The organism is Pedobacter agri (assembly GCF_032678665.1).
Classification (GTDB): Bacteria; Bacteroidota; Bacteroidia; order Sphingobacteriales; family Sphingobacteriaceae; genus Pedobacter; species Pedobacter agri_A.
Map to the genome: position 1 here is coordinate 332,843 of NZ_JAVTSH010000002.1, position 22,035 is coordinate 354,877.

Annotated in this window: 15 protein-coding genes; 6 read left to right on the top strand and 9 right to left on the bottom strand. The window is 39.7% G+C overall.

The window, feature by feature from the left end; genetic code table 11:
* Nucleotides 1-36 precede the first annotated feature (36 nt).
* From R2Q70_RS05015 to R2Q70_RS05035, 5 genes are read right to left on the bottom strand one after another with little or no spacing between them, the layout of a single operon-like run.
* Nucleotides 37-870 carry a glycosyltransferase family 2 protein gene (locus tag R2Q70_RS05015; RefSeq protein ID WP_316806556.1) on the bottom strand — a complete coding sequence of 278 codons (834 nt, stop codon included), beginning with the start codon at nt 868-870 and terminating at the stop codon, nt 37-39.
* On the bottom strand, nt 863-1,891 hold the full coding sequence (locus R2Q70_RS05020; protein WP_316806557.1) for a glycosyltransferase: 1,029 nt from the start codon (nt 1,889-1,891) through the stop codon (nt 863-865). The genes R2Q70_RS05015 and R2Q70_RS05020 overlap by 8 nt, the downstream gene beginning before the upstream one ends.
* On the bottom strand, nt 1,884-2,948 hold the full coding sequence (locus R2Q70_RS05025; RefSeq protein ID WP_316806558.1) for a glycosyltransferase: 1,065 nt from the start codon (nt 2,946-2,948) through the stop codon (nt 1,884-1,886). Before R2Q70_RS05025 ends, R2Q70_RS05020 begins: the two co-directional genes overlap by 8 nt.
* Nucleotides 2,945-3,967, bottom strand: coding sequence for a glycosyltransferase (locus R2Q70_RS05030; protein WP_316806559.1), 1,023 nt, complete (start codon nt 3,965-3,967; stop codon nt 2,945-2,947). Before R2Q70_RS05030 ends, R2Q70_RS05025 begins: the two co-directional genes overlap by 4 nt.
* A 13-nt stretch (nt 3,968-3,980) precedes the next feature.
* The gene (locus tag R2Q70_RS05035) at nt 3,981-5,063 is read right to left on the bottom strand and encodes a glycosyltransferase (protein ID WP_316806560.1); all 1,083 of its coding nucleotides are present in this window, start codon (nt 5,061-5,063) and stop codon (nt 3,981-3,983) included.
* Nucleotides 5,064-5,574: 511 nt separating this feature from the next.
* Between R2Q70_RS05035 and R2Q70_RS05040 the strand changes: the two genes are divergently transcribed.
* The 4 genes from R2Q70_RS05040 (at nt 5,575) to R2Q70_RS05055 (ending at nt 13,624) form a co-directional block, all read left to right on the top strand.
* On the top strand, nt 5,575-8,844 hold the full coding sequence (locus R2Q70_RS05040) for a SusC/RagA family TonB-linked outer membrane protein (protein WP_316806561.1): 3,270 nt from the start codon (nt 5,575-5,577) through the stop codon (nt 8,842-8,844).
* Nucleotides 8,845-8,856: 12 nt separating this feature from the next.
* Nucleotides 8,857-10,419: a SusD/RagB family nutrient-binding outer membrane lipoprotein gene (locus R2Q70_RS05045; RefSeq protein WP_316806562.1), complete on the top strand. Its 1,563-nt coding sequence runs from the start codon at nt 8,857-8,859 to the stop codon at nt 10,417-10,419.
* 17 nt (nt 10,420-10,436) lie between these two features.
* Nucleotides 10,437-11,975: a DUF5689 domain-containing protein gene (locus R2Q70_RS05050; RefSeq protein ID WP_316806563.1), complete on the top strand. Its 1,539-nt coding sequence runs from the start codon at nt 10,437-10,439 to the stop codon at nt 11,973-11,975.
* A gap of 77 nt (nt 11,976-12,052) precedes the next feature.
* A complete protein-coding gene (locus R2Q70_RS05055) occupies nt 12,053-13,624 on the top strand; it encodes a calcineurin-like phosphoesterase family protein (RefSeq protein WP_316806564.1) in 1,572 nt (523 codons plus the stop codon).
* 351 nt (nt 13,625-13,975) lie between these two features.
* On the opposite strand, the gene R2Q70_RS05060 is transcribed toward R2Q70_RS05055, so the two are convergent.
* The 4 genes from R2Q70_RS05060 to R2Q70_RS05075 all read right to left on the bottom strand — a co-directional run bounded on the left by R2Q70_RS05060 (nt 13,976) and on the right by R2Q70_RS05075 (nt 16,800).
* Nucleotides 13,976-14,344 carry a hypothetical protein gene (locus R2Q70_RS05060; RefSeq protein ID WP_316806565.1) on the bottom strand — a complete coding sequence of 123 codons (369 nt, stop codon included), beginning with the start codon at nt 14,342-14,344 and terminating at the stop codon, nt 13,976-13,978.
* A 282-nt stretch (nt 14,345-14,626) separates the two neighbouring features.
* Entirely contained in the window at nt 14,627-14,857 is a 231-nt protein-coding gene (locus R2Q70_RS05065; RefSeq protein WP_316806566.1) for a helix-turn-helix transcriptional regulator, read from the bottom strand.
* Nucleotides 14,858-15,138: 281 nt separating this feature from the next.
* Nucleotides 15,139-16,338, bottom strand: coding sequence for a pyridoxal phosphate-dependent aminotransferase (locus R2Q70_RS05070; RefSeq protein WP_316806567.1), 1,200 nt, complete (start codon nt 16,336-16,338; stop codon nt 15,139-15,141).
* A gap of 60 nt (nt 16,339-16,398) precedes the next feature.
* On the bottom strand, nt 16,399-16,800 hold the full coding sequence (locus tag R2Q70_RS05075) for a DUF1573 domain-containing protein (protein ID WP_316806568.1): 402 nt from the start codon (nt 16,798-16,800) through the stop codon (nt 16,399-16,401).
* A gap of 168 nt (nt 16,801-16,968) precedes the next feature.
* Here R2Q70_RS05075 and R2Q70_RS05080 point away from each other — a divergent pair, with 168 nt between their 5' ends.
* Together R2Q70_RS05080 and R2Q70_RS05085 are read left to right on the top strand one after the other, a co-directional pair.
* Nucleotides 16,969-19,392 (top strand): thiamine pyrophosphate-dependent enzyme, encoded by a 2,424-nt coding sequence (locus tag R2Q70_RS05080; protein ID WP_316806569.1) that lies wholly within the window; start codon nt 16,969-16,971, stop codon nt 19,390-19,392.
* A gap of 343 nt (nt 19,393-19,735) precedes the next feature.
* On the top strand, nt 19,736-21,943 hold the full coding sequence (locus tag R2Q70_RS05085) for a tetratricopeptide repeat protein (RefSeq protein WP_316806570.1): 2,208 nt from the start codon (nt 19,736-19,738) through the stop codon (nt 21,941-21,943).
* Nucleotides 21,944-22,035 lie beyond the last annotated feature (92 nt).

Below are 22,035 nucleotides of genomic sequence, written 5' to 3' on the forward strand. Positions count from 1 at the left end.
CAGTTCAATTTTATTAAACAGAAAGCGCAATAACAATCAATACGGATGCTGGGAAATAGCACTTTCTATTTGCCTGGCGGAAGGTTTTTTAAGCACCGTAATGCAATTGGTAGCGTCAATTTTTATTAAGCCCATTTGCTCAAATGCTTTCAGCCAACGTTGCATAGGTAGAACCTTCCATTTTTGCTGGTAACGGAATGCGTTTTCGATAATCGACTCAAAATAATTTAATGGTGGATCGTATTTTTCGTGATATTGGTGGAGGATATAATCCCGAACGAAGATCAGGTCAATATGAGCCTGATGAAACATCATCGCGAAATCTGTATCCTCTGCACCATAACCTGTAAAGGATTCGTCAAAGCCACCAATTTTTTCGAATGTTGTTTTTTGAATCGCAAAAATTAAAGACCAGAATTGTAAATGTTCAACAGGCTCGCCGCTCGGTATTGCTTCCCTGCTGGGGTGTGCCACTGCCTGGCGCTTCAGGTCAGTGTAATTACCTGAATCTGGAAGCATGGGCAGATAAAGCGGGTAGGCCGTCACGATATTTTCTGCAGATAAATCTTCCAGCAAATTTGAAAATAGCGTTGGCGAAACAATGCAATCCACATCGATAAATATAATGTTGGTGGTTTTAGTCGCATATATTCCGACATTTCTTGCGGCAGCCAATGGCAATTCATGCGTTTCTTTGATCCTATGAAAGTTTACAGTCAAACCATCCGTTATAGGCAATTCTTCCAGATCATCCATGCAAACCACCTGAACATCGAATGGAAGCACAACCGATAACCGTATAGATTCAAGCAGATTAGCCAATTGCTTTCTTCTTCCTTTTACAATAGTTACAATACTAAATTCAACCATACCATTCCTGCATTTTTTGTGCTACACCTGCCGCTGCAGCAACGTTTACTAAATTTTTATAAGCTGGAGTAAATGCTTTCGTTTGATGGAGTAGCATTTGCCATTGCGCAGCGCTAAAGTTTTCCTCGCCTAAAAGGGCGATTTTCTGATCAGATAACATTTGAGCATGCACCTCTTGCTCCTCATAGGGCCTGGGTTCAGGAAGCAGGATCAATCGTTTATTCATTGATAATAGTTCTGCGACGGTATTTTGCCCGGCTGCTGAGATCACAATATTACCTGTTATGGCCTGACTGATATCCTTCACCAGTCCAAGCTGGTTGCAGTTTTTACCGAGATCGTAATATTGCTTATTTCCAATAATGGTGAAGTGTGTGTCCGGGTCCTCCGTCATTTTTGTAACCACGGCCTGATCGTAATTATCATAGCCTAACAATATGGAAACCTGATGGATATTTTCAGAAGTATCTGGATCGGATTTGCCGCAATCGTATTTTGACATATATCCACTGTAAAAAGTTTTAAATGAATATTTGTAGTCGGGTTGTTCAAGTATAAGAGGAAAATGAGCGATGATATGGTCAGCTAGCTCATGTGCAAATACCTGGGTGGGGTCGTTCGAAGTATTTCCAGGCAAGTGAACCAAAACAACTGGTACACCCATTCCCCGAACCATAACCGCCAGTTCAGGAACGCCATCGCAATAAAATGCTTTTGGTTGATGGCGCAATATTGCTTCAGCCAATGATTTTGTTCGCTCTGCAGGCTCCTGGGCATAAGGCGTAACTTCAAAAGCTTTTGAATAGGTGTGTACAGGGATTTCGTAGTCGGCTGGATACTTTGGCGGCAATTCAATGACTTGTACCTGGTGTTTATTTTGTAAATTGTTGGTGATACCTGAATGCGTAGTAATTGCAATCACCTCAAAAAAGGCTGACAATTCTGGATACAGCATACTGAACGTTGCCTGATGACCATTGCCATGCGCATGTACAAAATAGAATATTACTGGTTTATTCATGGCGTAGTGTTTTTGATAACCATTGATAAACCTTAACATAAGCTTCCGAAGTTTTTTGCATGTCGAAGGAATTGGCGAAGTCTCTACAGTTCTGCGGTGTTGCAGCCCCAACTTTCTCTAAGGGCTTGATTAAATCCTTCCAGTCATCTGAATCAACCGCAATAGCTACCTGCTCATCTCTTAATTCAGGAGGGATAGCGGTATAAAACCCTACAACGGGCAGGCCACATGCCAGCATTTCTAAAGTGCTCAGGCCAAAAGGCTCTTCCCACAGGGCAGTAGCCAGATAAGCTGAAGCACCTCCGGCCAGGTCGTTTAACTGCTGCTGATTTACATGGGAGATGTACTGAATTCTTTCGCTAAGCTTTGGCTCTACATGGATGCTGAAATACTGCTGATCGAATATCGGGCCGATGATTTTAAGTGGTCGCTTTAGGTGGTTAGCCAGGTGAATTGCGGCTTCAACGTTTTTTTCTTTGGTGATTCTTCCGCTCCACAAGAGGTAGCCATCGTTATTTCGATGATACAATTTCCACTGCTGAAGCACAATTCCATTTAAAATTACCTCTACCTCTTTGCCTAATGATGATGCCCATCCTTTGCTCATTCGTTCAGAAATGCCAATAGGCAAGGCTGGTGCATGTTTTAAGAAAAATTTGTACACCAGTTCAAATTTTTCCGTTGGTGGCAAATGTAAAGTTAATACGCTGGGGATGTTGAGCAGGGCGCCAACGGCATAGATTTCCGGTATAAATGAGTTGTAGTGAATAATATCATACTTACTCACGTCCAGCATTCCAAACTGTAAACTTTGATAGTGTTGTTGTCCAAGCCACTCGGGGCAGGGCCGGTATGCATCATCTTTCATGCTCAGAGGACTTTCCGGGAATTCAATCACTTGAAAGAGATTTTTCTCATCAGCATCTTTTGCAATCACATCAACAGTGTGTCCCAATCGTACCAATTGATTTGCATGCGCAACAACAAAGGCTTCAGTGCCTCCATTATAGGGTTCACGAAGGGAAATAAACGGTCCGGCAACTAAGAGTATTCTCATATCAGTTCCTCGAAGTAGTGAATGTATTGTTTAACCATTGCCGTTAAAGAAAACTTTTCGGCATGCAAACGAACCTTATGGCTTTCAAGCGGTATTGCAGATTTTATTGCTTTAACAAGTGATTGCACATTTCTTTGGTCTGAAATCACGCCGCTGTGTATGTCGATTAATTCGGGAAAAGCGCCCCGGTTAAAGCCGGCAACCGGTACACCCGAAGACATTGCTTCGATGTTGGTGAGGCCAAAAGGTTCTTCCCAGCGAACAGCGTTTACCACTACCGCTGCGCCGCTCATGTGCGCATGGATGTCGGACTGGTTTAAATGGCCAAGGTAGGTGTCGTTTTCACACAACCTCGGTTTGATCTGTTCATCAAAATACTTTTGATCATCAAGTGGCCCGGCAAACATTAAAGGCATATCCATTTCATGTGCTGCATCCAGCACAATATCTAGTCCCTTAGCATGGACAATTCTTCCAAACCAGAACAAATATTCCTGGCGGTTTCGAATCATTGGCCACTTCGCTAAATCAACGCCATTGTAAATAATTTTTGCACGCTTATCCAGGTATGGCCGCCAGGTTGCCTCAAATGATTTCGAAGGCATGACGAAATGAAGGTTTTCAGAACCGGAACAAATCTTTATTGCCGCTTTTAATTTGCTAATCGGCGGCGTGTGTAATGTCGTAATTACTGGGATTGATGCCTTTACACCCCAGAATATTGGAAGCTCATGCGTCGAGTTGTTGTGAACAAGATCAAATTCATTTTCTTCAATATTCTTCAATATCGAAAGGTATTCATCCTGCTCATAGATTTCATAATGTTTATCTTCCCGATGCTCATCACCGTAAAATCCCTTAATATGAAGTTTTGGATCACTATTCGCATGGGCGTATAACGTAATGGTGTGGCCCTGCCTGATATATTCTTCGCACAAGGAATGGGTAAATGCTTCAAGCCCGCCACGAAATGGCTCAGCTACAGGAAGTCTTGTTTTGGCTATCACAGCAATCTTCATATATTGGTAATTGCTATAATGTTTGAGGTTTAGATTGCGCTGCCGTTAACGTCCTCTGTTCTCCACTGATTTCCTGCGACAGCACTTCGCGGTATAGTTTAAGGTAACTTGCAGTCATTTGCTGAATACTCATGGAGGAAGCGAACTTTCTGCAAGTGTCGGCGCTGATGCTGTAACTTTCTTCTACCAATTTCACCAAGTCTTGCCACTGCAAGGAGTCGGTTATCAATACGCTTTCATCTGACCAATCTGGTGGAACAGCTGTACTATATCCAACAACAGGTATGCCGCTGGCCAACATTTCCAGGGCAGCTAATCCAAAAGGTTCTTGCCAGGTTGCCGTAGCGAGATACGCCGCTGCCTGTTGACTTAATTTGCTAAGTTCGGATTGTGTCAGGTGCCCAACATACTCAATTTGGCCGTTGAGATGGGGCTTAACCTGATCGTCAAAATAAGATTGATCTACAATTCTGCCAGCGATTTTGAGCGGTAACTGCATGTGTTTTGCCAGTTTAATGGCGTCAGCTACATTTTTCTTTTGATTAATTCTTGCCGACCATAGTAGATATTCACGTTTTCCTGAAGTTTTTGCCGGCCAAATATCCATGTTAATGCCATTATTAATCAATGGAATATCTTGATCTAATGCTTCATCCCATTGAAACTTAATTCTTTTAGATATGGCTACGAATTTTAATTTGCCATCGCTGGAAAGTTGCTTGTATGTCGACACCCGAGTTTCATCGGCTGGTGAATGCAACGTAATGAATGATAGCTTATCAAAATCCTGACCTGCTTTCAGCAAATGCGGATAAAACATATTGTAATGGATGAGATCATATCGATCAATTTGCAGCGCTGCAAATTGTCGCTCTTCTTTAGTACAATCGACAGCGTTTGGGCTATCAGATGTTGATTCAGTAAATGGGTTGATCAGTGTAAATCTAGAATTAGCATCCGCTTCAGCAGCAATAACATCCACAACATGGCCTGCTTTAATTAATTGGTTTGCAAAAGACACCATAAAAGCTTCTATGCCACTATTAAATGGTTCTTTAAGTGATATGCCAGGACCTGACACAAGTAATATCGTCATAATAAAAATCGGCAATCTTAAAAAAACAGTTTGTTAGCCAAACAAGCGATCCAATAGAAATCATTTAATAGCTTAATGGTACAGTTAAACGGCAGCTTTATACTATACATTATTTATAACAGATAGTTTGTATTCATCTGGTATTTTTTGCAAATGGAATGGTTTGATTTATTGTCATATTAGTTAAGGGTTCAGAAAGCAATTTAAGTTGGTAGGGGTGGTGCTTCGATGGGTAGTATTATTAAACAACCTTTTGATTTTTTGTAATCACTGCTAAAATTAACCTTAGGTTAAATTTTTCTAAAATATTCGTTGCAGTTATACTTTTCAAAATTCTGTCCTGCTTAGATGAATTTGTTAATTACCTACATAACAGTGTTTTAATGTTGTGATCCGGTGTTTTTAAGGGCGCCGTGGTTTTGTGTTTGTGTTAATCTTGAATTAACATTTTCTTGATCTTAAAAGTTAACCTTTGCGGCAAGGAAAGGATAACTAATTAAAACACAAACTGATGATGAAAAATTTACATGAAAAGTGTAGGAAACACCAATATGTTAAACTGCGGTTGATTGCAGTGAGCGGTGTGATCATGCTTTTTTTTGCCCAGCCTTTTACCCTAGTTGCTGGTGGAAAACTAATCTCAAATTACCAAACCCAACAAAATGTTACAATTAAAGGCAAAGTGGTTGATGACGCCGATAATTTGCCATTACCTGGAGTAACCATAATGGATGGAAACAAAAGGGTGTTTGGTATTACCAATAACGATGGGGAGTATGCCATCAGCGTGCCTTTAGGAACTGAGTTAAATTTCAGTATGTTGGGTTATACGGTAATTAAACGCCAGGTAACGCAAAATACAGGTACCCTAAACATTCGTTTAAAATCAGGAAATAACACCTTAAATGAGGTTGTGGTAACCGCTTTAGGTATCAAAAGAGAAGAACGTTCACTTGGATACGCGGCTACTGTGGTAGACAGCACGGCACTTACCAATGCTGTAGCCAGTAACTGGACTGAAGCCCTTTCGGGTAAGGTTGCTGGTTTAAATTTAGTTCGTAATAGTGGTCCTGCTGGCTCGAACAAAATTATTTTACGTGGAGAAAATAACCTTACAGGCGATAATGAGGCCTTAATTGTTATAGATGGTGTGGTGGCGAGCAGTAGTGCCCGACGCAGCAGCCCAACTGGCGGTGGCGTGTATGGTACTTCGGGCGATATTATGCCTGCCGATTTTGGCAGCGGATTGAACGATTTAAATCCAGATGATATTGAAAACGTTACAGTATTAAAAGGACCTGCAGCTTCGGCTTTGTATGGTCAGCGAGGAGCGAATGGCGCCATCATTATCACTACTAAATCAGCAACGCTAAATAGAAAAAAATTGGGCATTACCTTTACCTCAAATAGTGCTTGGGAAGAGGTAAACACTGGTCCGGACAGGCAACAGGAATTTGGCGCAGGAGTTTATGGCAATTCATATTTCTCTTATGGTACCAGTCCTGATGGACCAAGTACAAATGCAACAAGTTCTACCTGGGGTCCGCCTTTTTCTTTAGGAAGTTATTACTATCAGTATGATCCTGCTACCAAAGCAAGAGGTGTTGAGCGTACACCGTGGGTGGCTTACGAAGATCCGGTTGATGCTTTTTTTACAACGGGGTTCGAGTCGAGCAACTCATTAAGCTTAGATGGAACCTACAAGGGTGTTGGTTTGCGCCTATCGGCCAGCCACGGAAACAATGAGTGGATTGTACCCAATACAGGTTTGGAAAGGACAACGGTAGCCTTGAATGCTAATACCACAATCGCTAAAAAACTAACCATCAACTTTAAAGGACAATATAGCAACCGGCATAGTGATAACTTACCGGCCACAGGTTACGGTAATCAGTCGCTGATGTATTGGTTTATGTTTGCGCAGCCAAACGTAAACGTAGATTGGTACAGGGATTATTGGGCTCCGGGAAGAGAACTACTACAATTCCAAAATATTACGACAACCAATCCAGAAAGTCCTTATGCAATTTCAGAGCAATATTTGAACGGGCAGCGAAGAAATGGGTTTTTAGGAAGTTTATCGGCAAACTACAAAATCACTTCTGATTTAAGTTTAATGGTAAGGGCATCTGGTGATTTAAACAATGATGTACGTGAAACGAAACGCCCCTGGGATGCTTCGGGAAATAAATTTGCGCAAGGTTCATTCAGGTTGGCTAACATCCGCTCATATGAAATCAGTGCTGATTTCATGTTGAGATACAATAAAAAAATTGGTAAAGATTTCCAAGTTACGGCAACCGTGGGCGGAAGCCAGTTGCGTAACAGTTATAACAGGTTAGAAACACGTGCCGATGGGTTAATTATTCCAGGAGTTTATGATTTGAATAATAATAGAAGCCCATTAGTTTATGCCCCAGATACGGCCAGGTACAGAATCAACAGTTTTTATGGAACAGGATCACTGGCCTACAAAAATTATCTTTATTTAGATATTACAGCTCGCCAGGATTGGAACAGTACCCTGGCAACCATTACCAGAACCGATAATGTTGGCTTTTTTTACCCGTCGGCGAGTTTGGCCTTTATTGCATCAGATTTCTGGAAACTTCCAGCATCCATCAGCTATGCTAAATTAAGAGGTTCGATTGCTCAGGTAGGTAGCGGAAGTACAACACCTTTCCGAACAGAGTACACTTACCTTTCGGCAGCCGATGGAATTTATCCTGATGGCGCATTGAACAATACCAGAATTTTACCAAATCCGAATTTAAAACCTCTAATAACAACTACGGTAGAATTGGGATTAGACTTAAGGTTGTTTAAAAACAGATTAAACTTCGATCTTGCAGTATACTCCGGAAACACCAAAAATCAAATTCTGAATAGAATTGTAGATAAATCAACTGGTTACAATGTTCAGGTAGTAAATATTGGGCGTGTAGATAATAAAGGAATTGAGTTAGCTGTAAATGGTACACCCGTTCAAACTAAAAACTTCAAATGGACACTGAATGGAACTTTTACCGCGAACAGAAACAAAATTAAAGAGTTAGCGGATAGTTCTTTGGTATTGAGAACAGGTGCCTTGGGTAGCGGCCAGGTAGTGGCTAACGTTGGTGGAAGCATGGGCGATATTTACGGGAGGGGTTACCTGCGTGCACCTGATGGACAAATTATTTACAACCCAAGTACTGGCGTAGCTTTAGAAAACCCTGATTTAATTTATTTAGGCAATACCACTCCGCAGTTCAGGTTTAGTTTTGGAACAGGGGTAACGTATAAACAATTTAGCCTTTCTGCTTTATTCGATGCGCAATTTGGCGCTGTTGGTCACTCCTTAACTTTCTCGAGAATGGCCTCATTAGGGAAACATGCCATTACCGTTCCAGGCCGATATAATGGTGTAATTGGCGACGGCGTGCTGCAAAATGCTGATGGCACTTACCGTAAGAACGACGTGATCGCCACTGATATTGCGGCATATTACGAGTCGCTTTATGGAAGTGGCCAGGCAGAGGGCAGTATTTTCAAAACGGATTATTTGAAATTCAGAGAAGCTAACCTTACCTACACATTCGCCAGCAAATTCACTAAAAAATTAGGCCTGAACAAATTATCATTAGGTGTTTACGGCCGTAACTTATTCATCTGGTCTGAGTGGCCAGCCTTCGATCCGGAATTTGGAACACTTGCTGGTTCCGATATCGTACAGGGATTTGAAGTGGGTCAGTTACCTTCTACCAGAACTTATGGTGCCCGTTTAGTTGTAGGCCTTTAATTTATAGATATCATGAAAAATAATAAAAATATATTCTACTTTTTGTTAACCTTCCTTTGCTTATCCATAGTATCGTGTACAAAGGATTTCACAGCGGTAAACACAGACCCAATTGGCAGAAGAACTGCTGAAGCACACCAGTTGCTTACACCTGCATTGGTTAACGTGCTAAACGCCAACATGGTACGCAACTGGAATTTCAACAACCAGCTAATGCAGGTAACGGTTGAAATCAACGATTCTGAAGGCAGGGTATTTCGCTATGATGTACGAAGAAATCAGGCCGATTATACCTGGAATAACTGGTACACCAACCTGACGGATTTAAGAGACATTTATACCATCGCCAGCAGGCCAGAATCTTTAAATAAATCCTATCAGGCCATATCCCTGATTACGCAAAGTTGGGTTTATTCTTTACTTACTGATACCTACGGTGATGTGCCTTATTCGGATGCAAATTCTGGCAAGGCAGATATCATGGAGCCCGCATTTGATAAACAACGGGCAATTTATGAAGATATGTTTCTGAAACTGGAGCAGGCCAATCAACTTTTGAAAGAAGGTACTGCCATTGTGCCGACCAGTGATCCTGTTTTTAAAGGAGATGTTTCTAAATGGAGACGTTTTGGTAATTCTTTGTACTTAAGGTTGTTATTACGAGTAGCTGGTAAGGCTGAAGTTTCGGCAACTACCATCGCTAAGATTAAACAGTTGATAGATACTGCACCTGCAGAATATCCGGTAATGGAAAATAATTCCCATACTGCCAGAATTTTATGGAACGGAACAAACAGTAGTACGGCTGTATTTTCTTCCCCATTTATGGTAAATATCAGGGCCGTTGATTTTAGAAATATGCCAGTTTGCGATTTCTTCTTGGGGAAACTGGTAAACTGGGATGATCCTCGTGTAGATCCGGCTTTAGGTACGGCAAGCGTACCAAGGTTCGGGCTTGATAGAGGGCCTGATGGCTGGGTTGGCGTTTCAAGTGGTTATTCTCCAGGATCTGGAGTGGTGCAACAAACGCATTTTAACTCAGATACGGAAAACAAATTAACCTTACAAACCGACGTAAACACGGGCATTATCATGAACAGTGCCGAGGTTGCTTTTATAAAAGCTGAAGCTGCGGCTAAAGGATGGATTTCAGGTCCGGTTCAAAACTACTACTATAAAGGAATGGCCGATGCCATTAATTATTGGATGCCTGCGTACATTACCAATCCTACAGACGCTAATTTTCAGAATTATATAAATACTGCTGGCTTAACCTGGGATGCTTCTTTACCATTAGACGCCACTGCTTTTGGTAGCAAAAGCCAGATGGAATCTATTCTGGTACAAAAGTATTATGCAATGTTTCTGGTCGATTTCCAACAATGGTTTGAATACAGACGCACAGGGCACCCGATTCTTCCAAAAGGTCCTGGTTTGGTAAACGGCGGCCGGATGCCAGCCAGATTAAATTATCCATTAATTACACAATCTACCAACCCTACGAGTTACAGAAACGCTGTGGCTGCCCAAGGCGCTGACGACATTAATACATTAGTTTGGTGGCAAAGACCTTAAGCTCAATTTTATCAGATATGAAAAAGATCTTCAAAATAAATTTACTTTTTACAGGCGCATTGCTATTAATTCTGGCGGCCTGCAGTAAACAAGATCACCAGTTTGTGATCAGTACACCGAGTCCATTTATGTCAAATTTGGATATTCGCAAGCTTTATAAAGGGAGCGATGTTACCCTGACTAAGGAAGTAATGAGAGAAGCAACAGTCATTGCTGGTCAGGTTACCTCAGATCACACTGGCAAAAACTTACCAGAAGGATTACTTTTTGTCCAAAATTCAAGAAAAGTAAGTGCAACCATCGATTCGTTGCGGGGAATGGCCATTAATATTGGCGCTGCGGCTGCAAATTATCTTCCGGGTGATTCGGTACACATCAGAATTGAGGGTGGTGTACTCAAAAGGATAAACGGCATACTTCAAATTACGGGGATCCCAGCCTCAAACGTCGAAAAAGTAGCCAGTGGTATTAATGTGATCATGACTCCGGTATCTGCTGTAACCATGTTAGCTAAACCTGAAAATTTTGAGGGTTTATTTGGTGTTGTTTATAATTCGAACTTCGAACCAAATATTGGCGTAGAGCGCATTGAAGGTGTTAAAACTTTCAATGAAGGATCGGGCGATATTCAGATGAATGTGAATAGTACCGCCACTTTTAAAACTGAATTCCTCCCGTATTCGGCAAATGTAATGGGTTTAGTTATTCCTTCTGTCACTGGCGTACCGCAAATTTGGCCTCGAATTAAGTCTGATTTTATGGCGACAAGTATTGTTGTAGATCCTTCAATTCCTCTTGGTCCAAATCCTGCAATTATCACTGGTTATTTTGCAGACCCAGATGGAACGGATGCCAACTATGAATACATTCAATTAATGGCAACACAGGATCTCGACTTTAGAAGAACCTCGTTTAGTGTTTTTACCACCAACAATGCTGGTGCTTCTACACCAACAGGTGCACCAACAGGCGGTTGGGCTACGGGCGGTTTACGTACCTATAAATTCAATATCACCAGAGGAACTGTTGCAAAAGGTACATTCTTTTATGTAGGCGGATATAAGGTAATTGGTGGCACAAACTCAACAGATATTAGCCAGGCAAACTGGGTGGTTAGCAAGTTGTATAACAACCTGCCTGGCGATGATGGCGTGGGTGATGTTACTGCAAACTTACTGGCCAACAGTGGTAATGCAGCCGGAATGGCCGTTTTCGCAACAACTAATGTTGGTTTGAATACTGTCCCATCTGATGTTGCATTTTATGCAGGAACAGGAAATGCATTTGCAAGCGGAGTAGGTTATGCCATTGTTGACAACGATTTTTACAAAAGAAATAATGGAACAAGTTTCCAGCCTTTTTACCGTCAGGGCACCAATACCGATAAGGTTGGCGCCAATCCGGAAGCCGCCCAGTTTAGTTATTTAGGTGGTGTTTATAATGCCACAACCAAAACCTGGACCACCAAGCGCAGCCACAAAACGGTGGCCGTTCCTAAAACATCACCGCTCGCCGTGATTCAGGAAATGACCGGTGCAACAAGGGTAATTAACTAAATATTCAAGCTGCCTCAATTGGGGCAGCTTTTTTTTGAATTGAATTTCAGGTGCTATAATTTCAATAACAGTTTACAATGAAAAATATAATTTTACTTGGAGCGGGGATGATCTTCTCGTTGAGTGTTTTCGCACAGCAAAAGGTAACAGGTTATGTGTATCACGATGCAAATAAAAACGGAAAGCATGATCGGTCAGAAAAAGGATTATCCAGAATTTCTGTAACAAATGGCGTGGAAGTGGTGCAAACTGATGAGAAGGGCAGGTATGAACTTCCCATCAGCGATGATCAAATCATTTCAGTCATTAAACCCAAGGACTATAAAGTGCCGGTAAATGATGACCGGTTGCCTCAATTTTTTTATAATCACAAACCAAAGGGTTCCCCGGTTTTGAAGTATAAAGGGGTGTCGCCAACAGGTGAGCTGCCTAAATCAGTTAACTTTCTGCTCACATCATCTCAGGAAGATCCAAATTTTACAGCATTGATCTTTGGCGACCCACAAGCGTATAACCTAACGGAGATCGATTATTTTGCAAAAGGCGTAGTTGCTGAGGTAGAAAATATAAAAAATGTTCAATTCGGGTTAAGTATGGGCGATTTGGTTGGAAACGATCCATCATTATTTACTCCATATATTAAAGCTGTAAAAAAGATCGGTATTCCCTGGTATAACCTCATGGGTAATCATGATATCAATTTTGATGTAAAGGAAGATCAATATTCAGATGAATCTTATGAGGCACACTTTGGTCCGGCAGATTATGCTTTCAATTATGCAGATGTTCATTTTATTGTACTTGATGACATCATTTATCCCGATCCCAGAGGTGGAAAATCGTATTGGGGTGGCTTAAGGAAAGATCAATTAGACTTTGTTCGAAATGATTTAAAATTTGTTCCAAAAGATAGACTGATCGTGATTGCTTTTCATATTCCAATTGGTTTTGCTGGCGAAAATGACGCTTTCAGGGAGGCTGACAGAATAGAGCTTTTCAATTTGATGAGCGATTTCCCGAATACCTTATCTATGTCGGCTCATACCCATAACCAAAAACAAATGTTTTTTACTCAAAAAGATGGCTGGAAACAAGCCAAAGCTCATCACCACTACAATGTGGGCACCACCTCAGGCAACTGGTATTCTGGAGAACTTAATGAAATAGGCGTTCCCGTTTCTACCATGAGCGATGGTACGCCAAAAGGTTATGCCTTTATAAATTTCAATGGAAATAAATATAACGTTGATTACAAAGTTGCGGGTAAAGCGAAAGATTACCAGATTGAAATCTATGCACCCAAAGTGCTGGAAAAAGACAAAAAAACTTCAGCAGGAATTTATGCCAACTTTTTTATGGGTAGGGAGGAAGATGAGGTGCTTTTTAGAATAGACAATGGTAAATGGAAGAAAATGAGTTATGTGTTGGAGCAAGATCCGAATTTTCTTTCCACCCTGCACAAGTGGGACAACACGGAAACCTTACTTACCGGCAGAAGACCTAGTACTGCCGCGGAATGCAAACACCTGTGGAGAGCAGCCATCCCTATGAATTTGACGGTAGGAGAGCACCTTATTGAAGTAAAGGCAACCAACATGTATGGGAAAGTTTTTAACCAGCGCAAAACATATAAAATATTGGCAAACTAATTGGCGTTTGCTGTAGCAGGAGAGAAGATTATTTAATGTCACATTAAACTTGAGTTTATAGTGAATAGCTAGCTTTAGCACTGTATATCCGATTATACTTTTTCGTTTTGTTAAAAAGCGGTTGCAATGGACTTTGCAGCCACTTTTTATTATAAACCTAGTAATGGAATGTTACGTTTGGTGAAGTAGGAACAAAAAAAGCTCGCTGCAGGCATATTTCGGAGGCAATTAAGGTCTGCAATAAGGCATCATACTTGGGTAAGCACCTGTTATAATTTCGTACCCAATTTAACGAAAGGTGATAGAATAGCGAATCCACATGAAAGGCTTCCAGCGAAGTTTCTTGGTCCGCTATTTTTCCAGAGCATTAGCATAGAAAACGTTCCGTTGCATAAATGTAGATTTCTTTTTTGCAGGTTCACACTTCCATTTTCTACTGGATATCGGGAAGCAATTAAAGATAGCAACATTGCTATGTACGTCAGCACTGTCAAACGCTGACTTCATAACACTAATTTTATAGATCTTATCGTGATTGAGAATGCTATACCAGAAATAACCTTTGTTTACAAATTTGTCGATCAGCTTACCTTTGATTACCTGGCTGCCGGGTCGAATAGATTGACGAGGATATTTGCCCGACTGATAAATTTGCTGGCCAAAGGCAAATACTGAAACAGTCATGAGCATGATAAATAATTTGATTGTGTGAGCGTACATCAATTAGGGATTTAAAATTCCCTAAAGGTTGTCAGATCTGCTTTTATTATAAATGGCCTTTTTGGACTATAAGGTTTAGGTATCGGGATTGGTTAGAATACTATTATTATCTGGTCTGGCACGTTAAGAAATGGTATTTATTTTATCGCACTCGATGAGAGATTGATTGATTTGCGTTATTTCCTACAAATCTTTTGTTTTTAATGATCGGCAATACAATCTATTTGATCATCTCTAACATTTAGGTCTTCGTAAATAACTACAATTCAGGCGAAATTATTTCTATACTTTCAGTATTCCATATTTGTATGCAAATGAAACCAGTGAAGCAATGTTTTTTGTCCGCGTTTTGCTAATGAGGTTTTTTCTGAGGTTTAAAACCTTACTTGTTTTCAGATTGAGTTTTTCACTAATCTCAATATGCGTAAACCCATCTGCAATCAGTTCAATCATTCTGATTTCGTAATCATCCATCCCCATAATATGTGCTGAAATTCGTCTATCTTGATTCATATAGTAAAGCTACTATTTTGGTAGTATTATTAGTGTTTATTTGACTACCTACGCTTACAAATAATCATTATTTTGATATTTGTCATCACAATTCAATATCGCCTATCATGTCTGGTCAGATTCAGTGCAACAAATAAAAGTAATCGTTTATCTATAAAAAGGGGTAAAATAGATGGACTTGAGGTCAATGAATTTTATGCAGACATCCATCGCAGCATAGTATATTCATAAAAAAGGCTCACAACAATTGAGTTGCGAGCCTTTCTATTTTTTTCTTAGAATTATATCATTCTTCCGGGATATTGTTGAAGCGCAATTTCCAAGCAATCCATAGCTTTATTCAATTCCTCCGTATTCAATACGTAAGCCATTCTTACTTCATTTTTTCCTGATCCTTTGGTTGAATAAAATCCGGTCGCTGGTGCCATCATTACCGTTTGGTTTTCATGGCTAAAATCTTCTAAAATCCATTGACAGAATTTGTCAGCATCATCAATAGGGAATTTCGCAACCACATAAAAGGCACCTCCAGGGTTCGGGCAAAATACACCTTCAATATTGTTTAATCTGCTCACTAAGGTATCTCTGCGTAAAGTATATTCAGTATTTACTTTTTCGAAATAGCTATCTGGTGTATCAACAGCTGCAGCTCCGGCAATTTGTTCAACCATACCCGGACTAAGTCTGGCTTGAGCAAATTTTAATCCTGAAGCAATAACTTCTTTGTTTTTAGTAATTAAACATCCCAAACGGGCACCACAGGCACTGTAACGCTTAGAAACAGTATCCATAATTACCACATGCTCATCTAATCCATCTAAATGCATCGGAGAAATAAACTCACGCCCATCGTAACAAAATTCGCGGTACGCTTCATCTGAAAATAAAAACAAATCGTACTTAACACAAAGTGTTTTTAAAGCTTCCAGCTCTTCTTTCGAATATAAATAGCCTGTCGGATTATTTGGGTTGCAAATAATGATGGCCTTAGTTTTCTCTGTGATTAACTTTTCAAATTCAGCAATTGGGGGTAGGGCGAAACCATTTTCGATGTAAGATAAAATTGGTTTAACGACTACGTTGCTCATGCATGCAAAACCGTTATAGTTGGCATAAAACGGCTCCGGTATAATGATCTCATCACCCTCATTTACGCAAGTTTGCATGGCAATGGTGATGGCTTCAGAGCCACCAACGGTTACCAGAATATTTTCAGGCTTAATGTTGTAGCCCAGTTTGTTATAGTATTCAGTTAATTTTAAACGGTAAGCTAAAGTACCTTCAGAAGGTGTATATGCCCAAACATTAAAATCAATGTTTTTGATTGCATTCAACATCCCTTCCGGAGTTTCAATATCAGGCTGACCTATATTTAGGTGGAAAACTTTTTTACCATTTTGTTTTGCTTGATCAGCAAATGGGGTTAATTTTCTGATTGGTGATGCAGGCATCTGCAAACCTTTTTGTGAAATTTTTGGCATGGTACAAAAATAAAAAAGTCCCGGTGAAAACCGGGACTTTAAATGCTATTATTAAAAATATTACTTAGAACTTGCTGAGCTTGCAGCTACTGTTTCGCCTTTTATGTAAAGTACCTTAATTGGCGTTTTAGCATTCGAAGTAATGGTTACGGCTTTTGAAAAAGGAGATGGACCAGCAGCAGCATTGAAAGTAACCGAAATTACACCAGATTCACCCTTTTTAATAGGCGTAGTGGTATATTTTGGAACAGTACATCCACAGCTTGCTTCAGCTTTAGTAATAATTAAAGGCTCTTCTCCAACATTAGTATATTTAAAGTCGAACGTAACGGGTTTATTTAATGTGATTTTACCGAAATCATGTGTTTCAGCTTCAAATTTAAATTCAGCAGGTTTAGCCTGTGCATTTGCAGCAATACCAAAACCTAATACAAAAGCGAATAATACTAAGATCTTTTTCATGTTATGTTTGAAATTATTTATTTAAAATTTATTAAAACAAATTTAATGTTTTCAGCTTAAAACAAAAACTATTCCACTTATATTTTGCTCATCCATATATAATTTTACAATTCAACTTTAAGGCAAACTTTTAATTTTGTATATATTTGCCGCAACCAATATTTGATTATGACGCAGAATGAAAAATTTATAACCAACTCTATTGACCGTTCCGAATTAAGTTTTAACGACTTTAAAAGTATCGTTATTAGTGATTATAAAATCGCCTTTGAAAGCAGACAAGCTAGCATTTTAGGGCGTAGGGAAGTGTTAACGGGGAAGGCTAAATTTGGTATTTTCGGCGATGGTAAAGAAGTTCCTCAGTTGGCCATGGCGAAAGCTTTTAAAAATGGCGACTGGCGTTCTGGTTATTACCGCGATCAAACTTTTGCCTTTGCGGTAGGGATTTCTACAATAAAGGAATTTTTTGCTCAATTATACGCAAACCCAACAGAGGGCGCCGACCCTTTTTCTGGAGGCAGGCAAATGAATTGCCATTTCGCTACCAAATCAGTAAATGAAGATGGTAGTTGGAATGACTTAACCCAAATTAAAAACTGTTCCTCTGATATTTCTCCAACTGGTGGTCAGATGGCCCGACTGGTAGGTTTGGCCTATGCATCGAAGTTGTTTAGAAACAATAAAGAACTGGAGTACCTGAAGAATTTTTCGGTAAACGGAAACGAGGTGGCCTTTGGTACCATTGGCAATGCCTCAACTTCTGAAGGTGTATTTTTCGAAGCGATAAACGCTGCTGGCGTATTGCAAATTCCAATGGCTATTTCTATTTGGGATGATGCTTATGGTATTTCTGTACCGGCCAAATATCAAACTACAAAAGAAGATATTTCTGAGGTTCTTAAAGGTTTTCAAAGAGATAATAAACAACCTGGATACGAAATTTACAAAGTAAAAGGCTGGGATTATCCCGCTTTATGCGAGGTATATGAAAAAGCAATTGCGGTTTGTAGAGAAGAGCATGTTCCTGTGCTTATTCATGTTACAGAACTCACGCAACCTCAGGGGCATTCCACTTCCGGGTCTCATGAGCGGTATAAGTCTAAAGATCGTTTAACCTGGGAAAATGAGCATGATTGCATACTGAAGATGCGAGAATGGATGTTGGATTCAGCAGTTGCTACCGAGGAAGAAATTTTAGAAGTTGAAAAAAATGCAAAAATATTTGTTCGGAATGCGCAAAAAGAAGCATGGAATGAATTTTTAGATAGTATTAAACCAGAGCAAAAGCAGGTAGTTGACTTGATTAGTGGCATGGCGAAACACCAACCACAATTGGCAAAAATTTCTGCCCAGCTTGCTTCAACCGCTGATGCGCAAAGAAGAGAGGTTTTTTCGGCTGCCCGTAAGGCTATTCGGCTTTCTGCAAATAACGCTTCTGCAGAAAGGGATGAAATGTTGAAATGGTATCAAGCTCAGGTTGCTGTAAATGCCGATAGGTATAATTCTAAACTCCATACGCAAGGTAATGAAAGTCCCGATAAAATTGATATAGTTGACGCAGTTTACGATGACGTTTCGAAAATGGTAGACGGTAGAGAAGTTTTAAATGCCTGTTTCGATGAAAATTTTGCCCGTGATCAAAGACTTGTAGCTTTTGGAGAAGATTTAGGAAATATTGGCGACGTAAATCAAGGTTTTGCAGGTCTGCAAACCAAGTTCGGAGAATTAAGAATTACAGATACTGGCATCCGTGAAATGACCATTATGGGACAAGGCATTGGATTAGCCATGAGGGGTTTAAAACCAATTGCCGAGATTCAATACCTGGATTATTTGATATTTGCTTTAAATGTATTAAGTGATGATCTCGCATCTTTATCTTACCGTACAAAAGGCATTCAAAAAGCTCCGGTAATTGTTCGAACCAGAGGACATCGTTTAGAAGGAATCTGGCATTCAGGTTCACCCATTGGCATGTTACTGGGTTCTTTACGTGGCATGCATTTGTGTGTGCCCAGAAATATGACTCAGGCTGCCGGGATGTACAATACGCTTTTCAGAGCAGATGAACCTGCAGTAGTTATTGAGTGTTTAAATGGTTATCGTTTAAAAGAAAAACTTCCGAATAATGTTGGGGCGTTTACGGTTCCTCTAGGTAAGGCTGAGGTTTTAGAAGAAGGCACTGACATTACTGTGGTATCTTATGGCTCATCATTAAGATTGGTTCAGGAAGCAGCAGAAGAATTGGCAGGCATGGACATTTCGGTTGAAATTATCGATCCACAAACCCTTTTACCGTTTGATACCACCAATATTTGCGCAGCTTCATTATCAAAAACAAATAAGTTATTGGTTGTGGATGAAGATGTTCCAGGTGGAGCATCAGCATATATCCTGCAAAAGATTTTGGAAGAACAGAACGGATATTTCAATTTAGATGGACAACCTAAAACATTATCAGCGAAGGCACACCGCCCACCGTTTGGTTCAGATGGTGATTATTTTAGTAAGCCATCGGTAGATGATATCATTGAAACAATCTATGGAATGATGCATGATGCGAATCCTGTAAAATACCCGTCGATTTTTTAAAGGGTTATAGATCAAAAAGGAATATTCTGGCCTGATACTAAAATTTTAGTAGAAAAAATTCGATTATTCGTTAGTTTTGTAATAAAACCTTTATATTACATTAAGTTAACGTCTGTCATCCTGTTTTATGTTTCCAGTTTATCCCATTTGCTTCAACCGTATATTCTTTTTTTTCGGCAATAACCTTTCTTAAAATTAGATGTTGAGTAAAGGACTAACATATTGTTTCGAACATTTTTTTTCTTGCAAAAAAGATATCAGCAGGCAGTTTTACGTGTTCTTTTTATTATGCTTTCTGCTACAAACATCTAGCTTTGCCCAAACAGCTGATCAGCAAAAACGATTGGATAGTTTATTGCTTAGAAACCAAAGTTACAACCGGATTGATTCGACCAAGGTTAAAATTTTAACAGAAGTTTATCGGCAATACATGCGTATGAAGGATGCAGATCATGTGGAGGATTATGTCGACCGCACCATTCAACTTGCGCAACAACTTAAACTGAATGCCTTTTCGGCAATGGCTTATTACCGTAGAGGACTGTTTTATCATGGGCGGACCGACTATTTAAAAGCAGAAACAAACTACAAAAATGCAATTGGTGAGTTTACCCTTACAAAAAATTTAGACATGATCGCGGGTACTTACCTGAACATGGGTGCAATGTATGCCAACATACCTGATTATGCCAAATCGTTAGAAGTTAACCAGAAAGCCATAGCCATTTACGAGAGATTAGGGAATGACCTGGATATGGCAAGTTGTTATACCAACATATCAAGTATCTACCAGGATTTAGGCAAAGCCAGCCAATCTTTGGTTTATCTGCAAATGGCGCTCAAGGTATTTGCTGAAAATGAGCCTAATGGAAGAGGAGTTGCAGTTGTTTATAATTTAATCGGATCCGCTTATCTCGATGCATCGAAAGATGAGTTAGTGAAAATGGGAACTAATGAAAAGGATCGCCTGCAAATAGCCCTGTTTAATTTCGAAAAATCATTGTCAATTGCTGAATCGTTCAACGATAAAGGGTTAATTGCATCTAACAAACAAAATATAGGAAACGTTTATAATGAACTGGGCGAAGATGATTTAGCGCTCAAATCTTACCAGCGGGCAATTCAAATTAGTAAGGGCGGCGATGATAAAAATTTATATGCTGATTGTCTTTTCGCTTTGGGAAGTTTTTATCTAAAGCAAAAAGATTATGAAAATGCACTGGTGCTTTACGCTAACAGCTACGAAATTGCCAAGCAGAATAATTTACTAGAAATTAAAAAACAAACCGCATTGGGTTTAAGTGATATTTATGAGAGGTTAAACAAATACGACGAGTCTTTATCGTTTTATAAGGAGTACATCATAGTAAAAGATCAAATTTTTAACAAAGATAAAGAGAAAGAAATAACCCGGCGACAAATGCAAATTGATTTCGGGTTTAAGGAGAAAGATTATCAATTTAAACAAAAAATAACTGATATTGAACTTCAGAAACAGGTTTTACTTGCAAAACAGCAACAGCAAGAGCTATTTTTAAAACAGCAGCAATTGGCTTTAAGCGATAAAGAAAAATCACTTCAGCGCCTCACTTTTTTAAAAAAACAGGTGGATTTGGAGATAGATCGCGAAGTGCAGAAAAATAAATTTGAGCGAGCAAAGTTACAGTCGAAATACGAAACCTCACTGAGAGATAAACAAATCGTAAAACAGGATGAGCAAATAAAATTCGACTGGCGTGTAAAAATTTTCCTTACGGTAGCCATTACACTTGTTCTGTTAACCGCACTGGTTATTTTTCTAAACCAGCGGAAAACTACACGTTTAAACAAAATTATCAGCTCGCAAAAGAGAGAACTCGAGCAGTTAAGCCGTGTAAAGGATAGAATTTTCAGTGTGGTAAGCCATGATTTACGAACTCCGGTAAATTCAATTATTTCATTTATCCAGCTGCTTGAAGGTGGTACGATTGAGCAGGCTAAGTTAACGAAATACGCCTCATCACTAAGAAATAACCTTACCTATACTTCTACCATGATGGAAAATCTGCTTAATTGGGCAGCTAGCCAAATGCAGGGATTTAGTGCGCATCTGGAGTCGCTTGATATTGAGAAAGTGGTAGCAGATGTTATTCGGTCATTGCAAGAACTAGCCAACCAAAAAGGTATTGTCATAAATAATAACCTAAAAGAATGTGTGCATTGCAAAGCCGATGAGAACATGCTGTCGCTCGTAATTAGAAATTTACTAAGTAACGCAATTAAATTTACGGATACCGGTGGAAGTATTTTTGTAGATGCAACTGTTGTTGGTGATCAGCTTGCAATCAAAATTACGGATACTGGTGTTGGGCTAACAGCTGCGCAAATTACTCACTTTAACAAACCTGGCTATTTGGGTGCAGGAGTGAGCAGTTTAGGAACCAACAAAGAAAAAGGTACTGGGTTGGGGTTGATGCTTTGCCGAACGTTTATCGGTTTGATGGAAGGGGAAATTCAGGTTCAACAAAATCCATCAGGAGGAACTACTTTTACAATTATTTTGCCCAGGTAATTATGTTATCTCTACGATAACCTTCTTAAAATCTACTGTTTGCCTTAAAATAATCAACTTTTCACACGTGTTGTAACATATAGTTTGTGATT

What these genes read in the sequence shown, in the direction of transcription:
- R2Q70_RS05030 (WP_316806559.1), bottom strand. Translation starts at nt 3,967, where the DNA reads ATGAAGATTGCTGTGATAGCCAAAACAAGACTTCCTGTAGCTGAGCCA.
- R2Q70_RS05070 (WP_316806567.1), bottom strand. Translation starts at nt 16,338, where the DNA reads ATGCCAAAAATTTCACAAAAAGGTTTGCAGATGCCTGCATCACCAATC.
- R2Q70_RS05035 (WP_316806560.1), bottom strand. Translation starts at nt 5,063, where the DNA reads ATGACGATATTACTTGTGTCAGGTCCTGGCATATCACTTAAAGAACCA.
- R2Q70_RS05065 (WP_316806566.1), bottom strand. Translation starts at nt 14,857, where the DNA reads ATGAATCAAGATAGACGAATTTCAGCACATATTATGGGGATGGATGAT.
- R2Q70_RS05020 (WP_316806557.1), bottom strand. Translation starts at nt 1,891, where the DNA reads ATGAATAAACCAGTAATATTCTATTTTGTACATGCGCATGGCAATGGT.
- R2Q70_RS05045 (WP_316806562.1), top strand. Translation starts at nt 8,857, where the DNA reads ATGAAAAATAATAAAAATATATTCTACTTTTTGTTAACCTTCCTTTGC.
- R2Q70_RS05055 (WP_316806564.1), top strand. Translation starts at nt 12,053, where the DNA reads ATGAAAAATATAATTTTACTTGGAGCGGGGATGATCTTCTCGTTGAGT.
- R2Q70_RS05060 (WP_316806565.1), bottom strand. Translation starts at nt 14,344, where the DNA reads ATGTACGCTCACACAATCAAATTATTTATCATGCTCATGACTGTTTCA.
- R2Q70_RS05025 (WP_316806558.1), bottom strand. Translation starts at nt 2,948, where the DNA reads ATGAGAATACTCTTAGTTGCCGGACCGTTTATTTCCCTTCGTGAACCC.
- R2Q70_RS05075 (WP_316806568.1), bottom strand. Translation starts at nt 16,800, where the DNA reads ATGAAAAAGATCTTAGTATTATTCGCTTTTGTATTAGGTTTTGGTATT.
- R2Q70_RS05015 (WP_316806556.1), bottom strand. Translation starts at nt 870, where the DNA reads ATGGTTGAATTTAGTATTGTAACTATTGTAAAAGGAAGAAGAAAGCAA.
- R2Q70_RS05040 (WP_316806561.1), top strand. Translation starts at nt 5,575, where the DNA reads ATGATGAAAAATTTACATGAAAAGTGTAGGAAACACCAATATGTTAAA.
- R2Q70_RS05050 (WP_316806563.1), top strand. Translation starts at nt 10,437, where the DNA reads ATGAAAAAGATCTTCAAAATAAATTTACTTTTTACAGGCGCATTGCTA.
- R2Q70_RS05080 (WP_316806569.1), top strand. Translation starts at nt 16,969, where the DNA reads ATGACGCAGAATGAAAAATTTATAACCAACTCTATTGACCGTTCCGAA.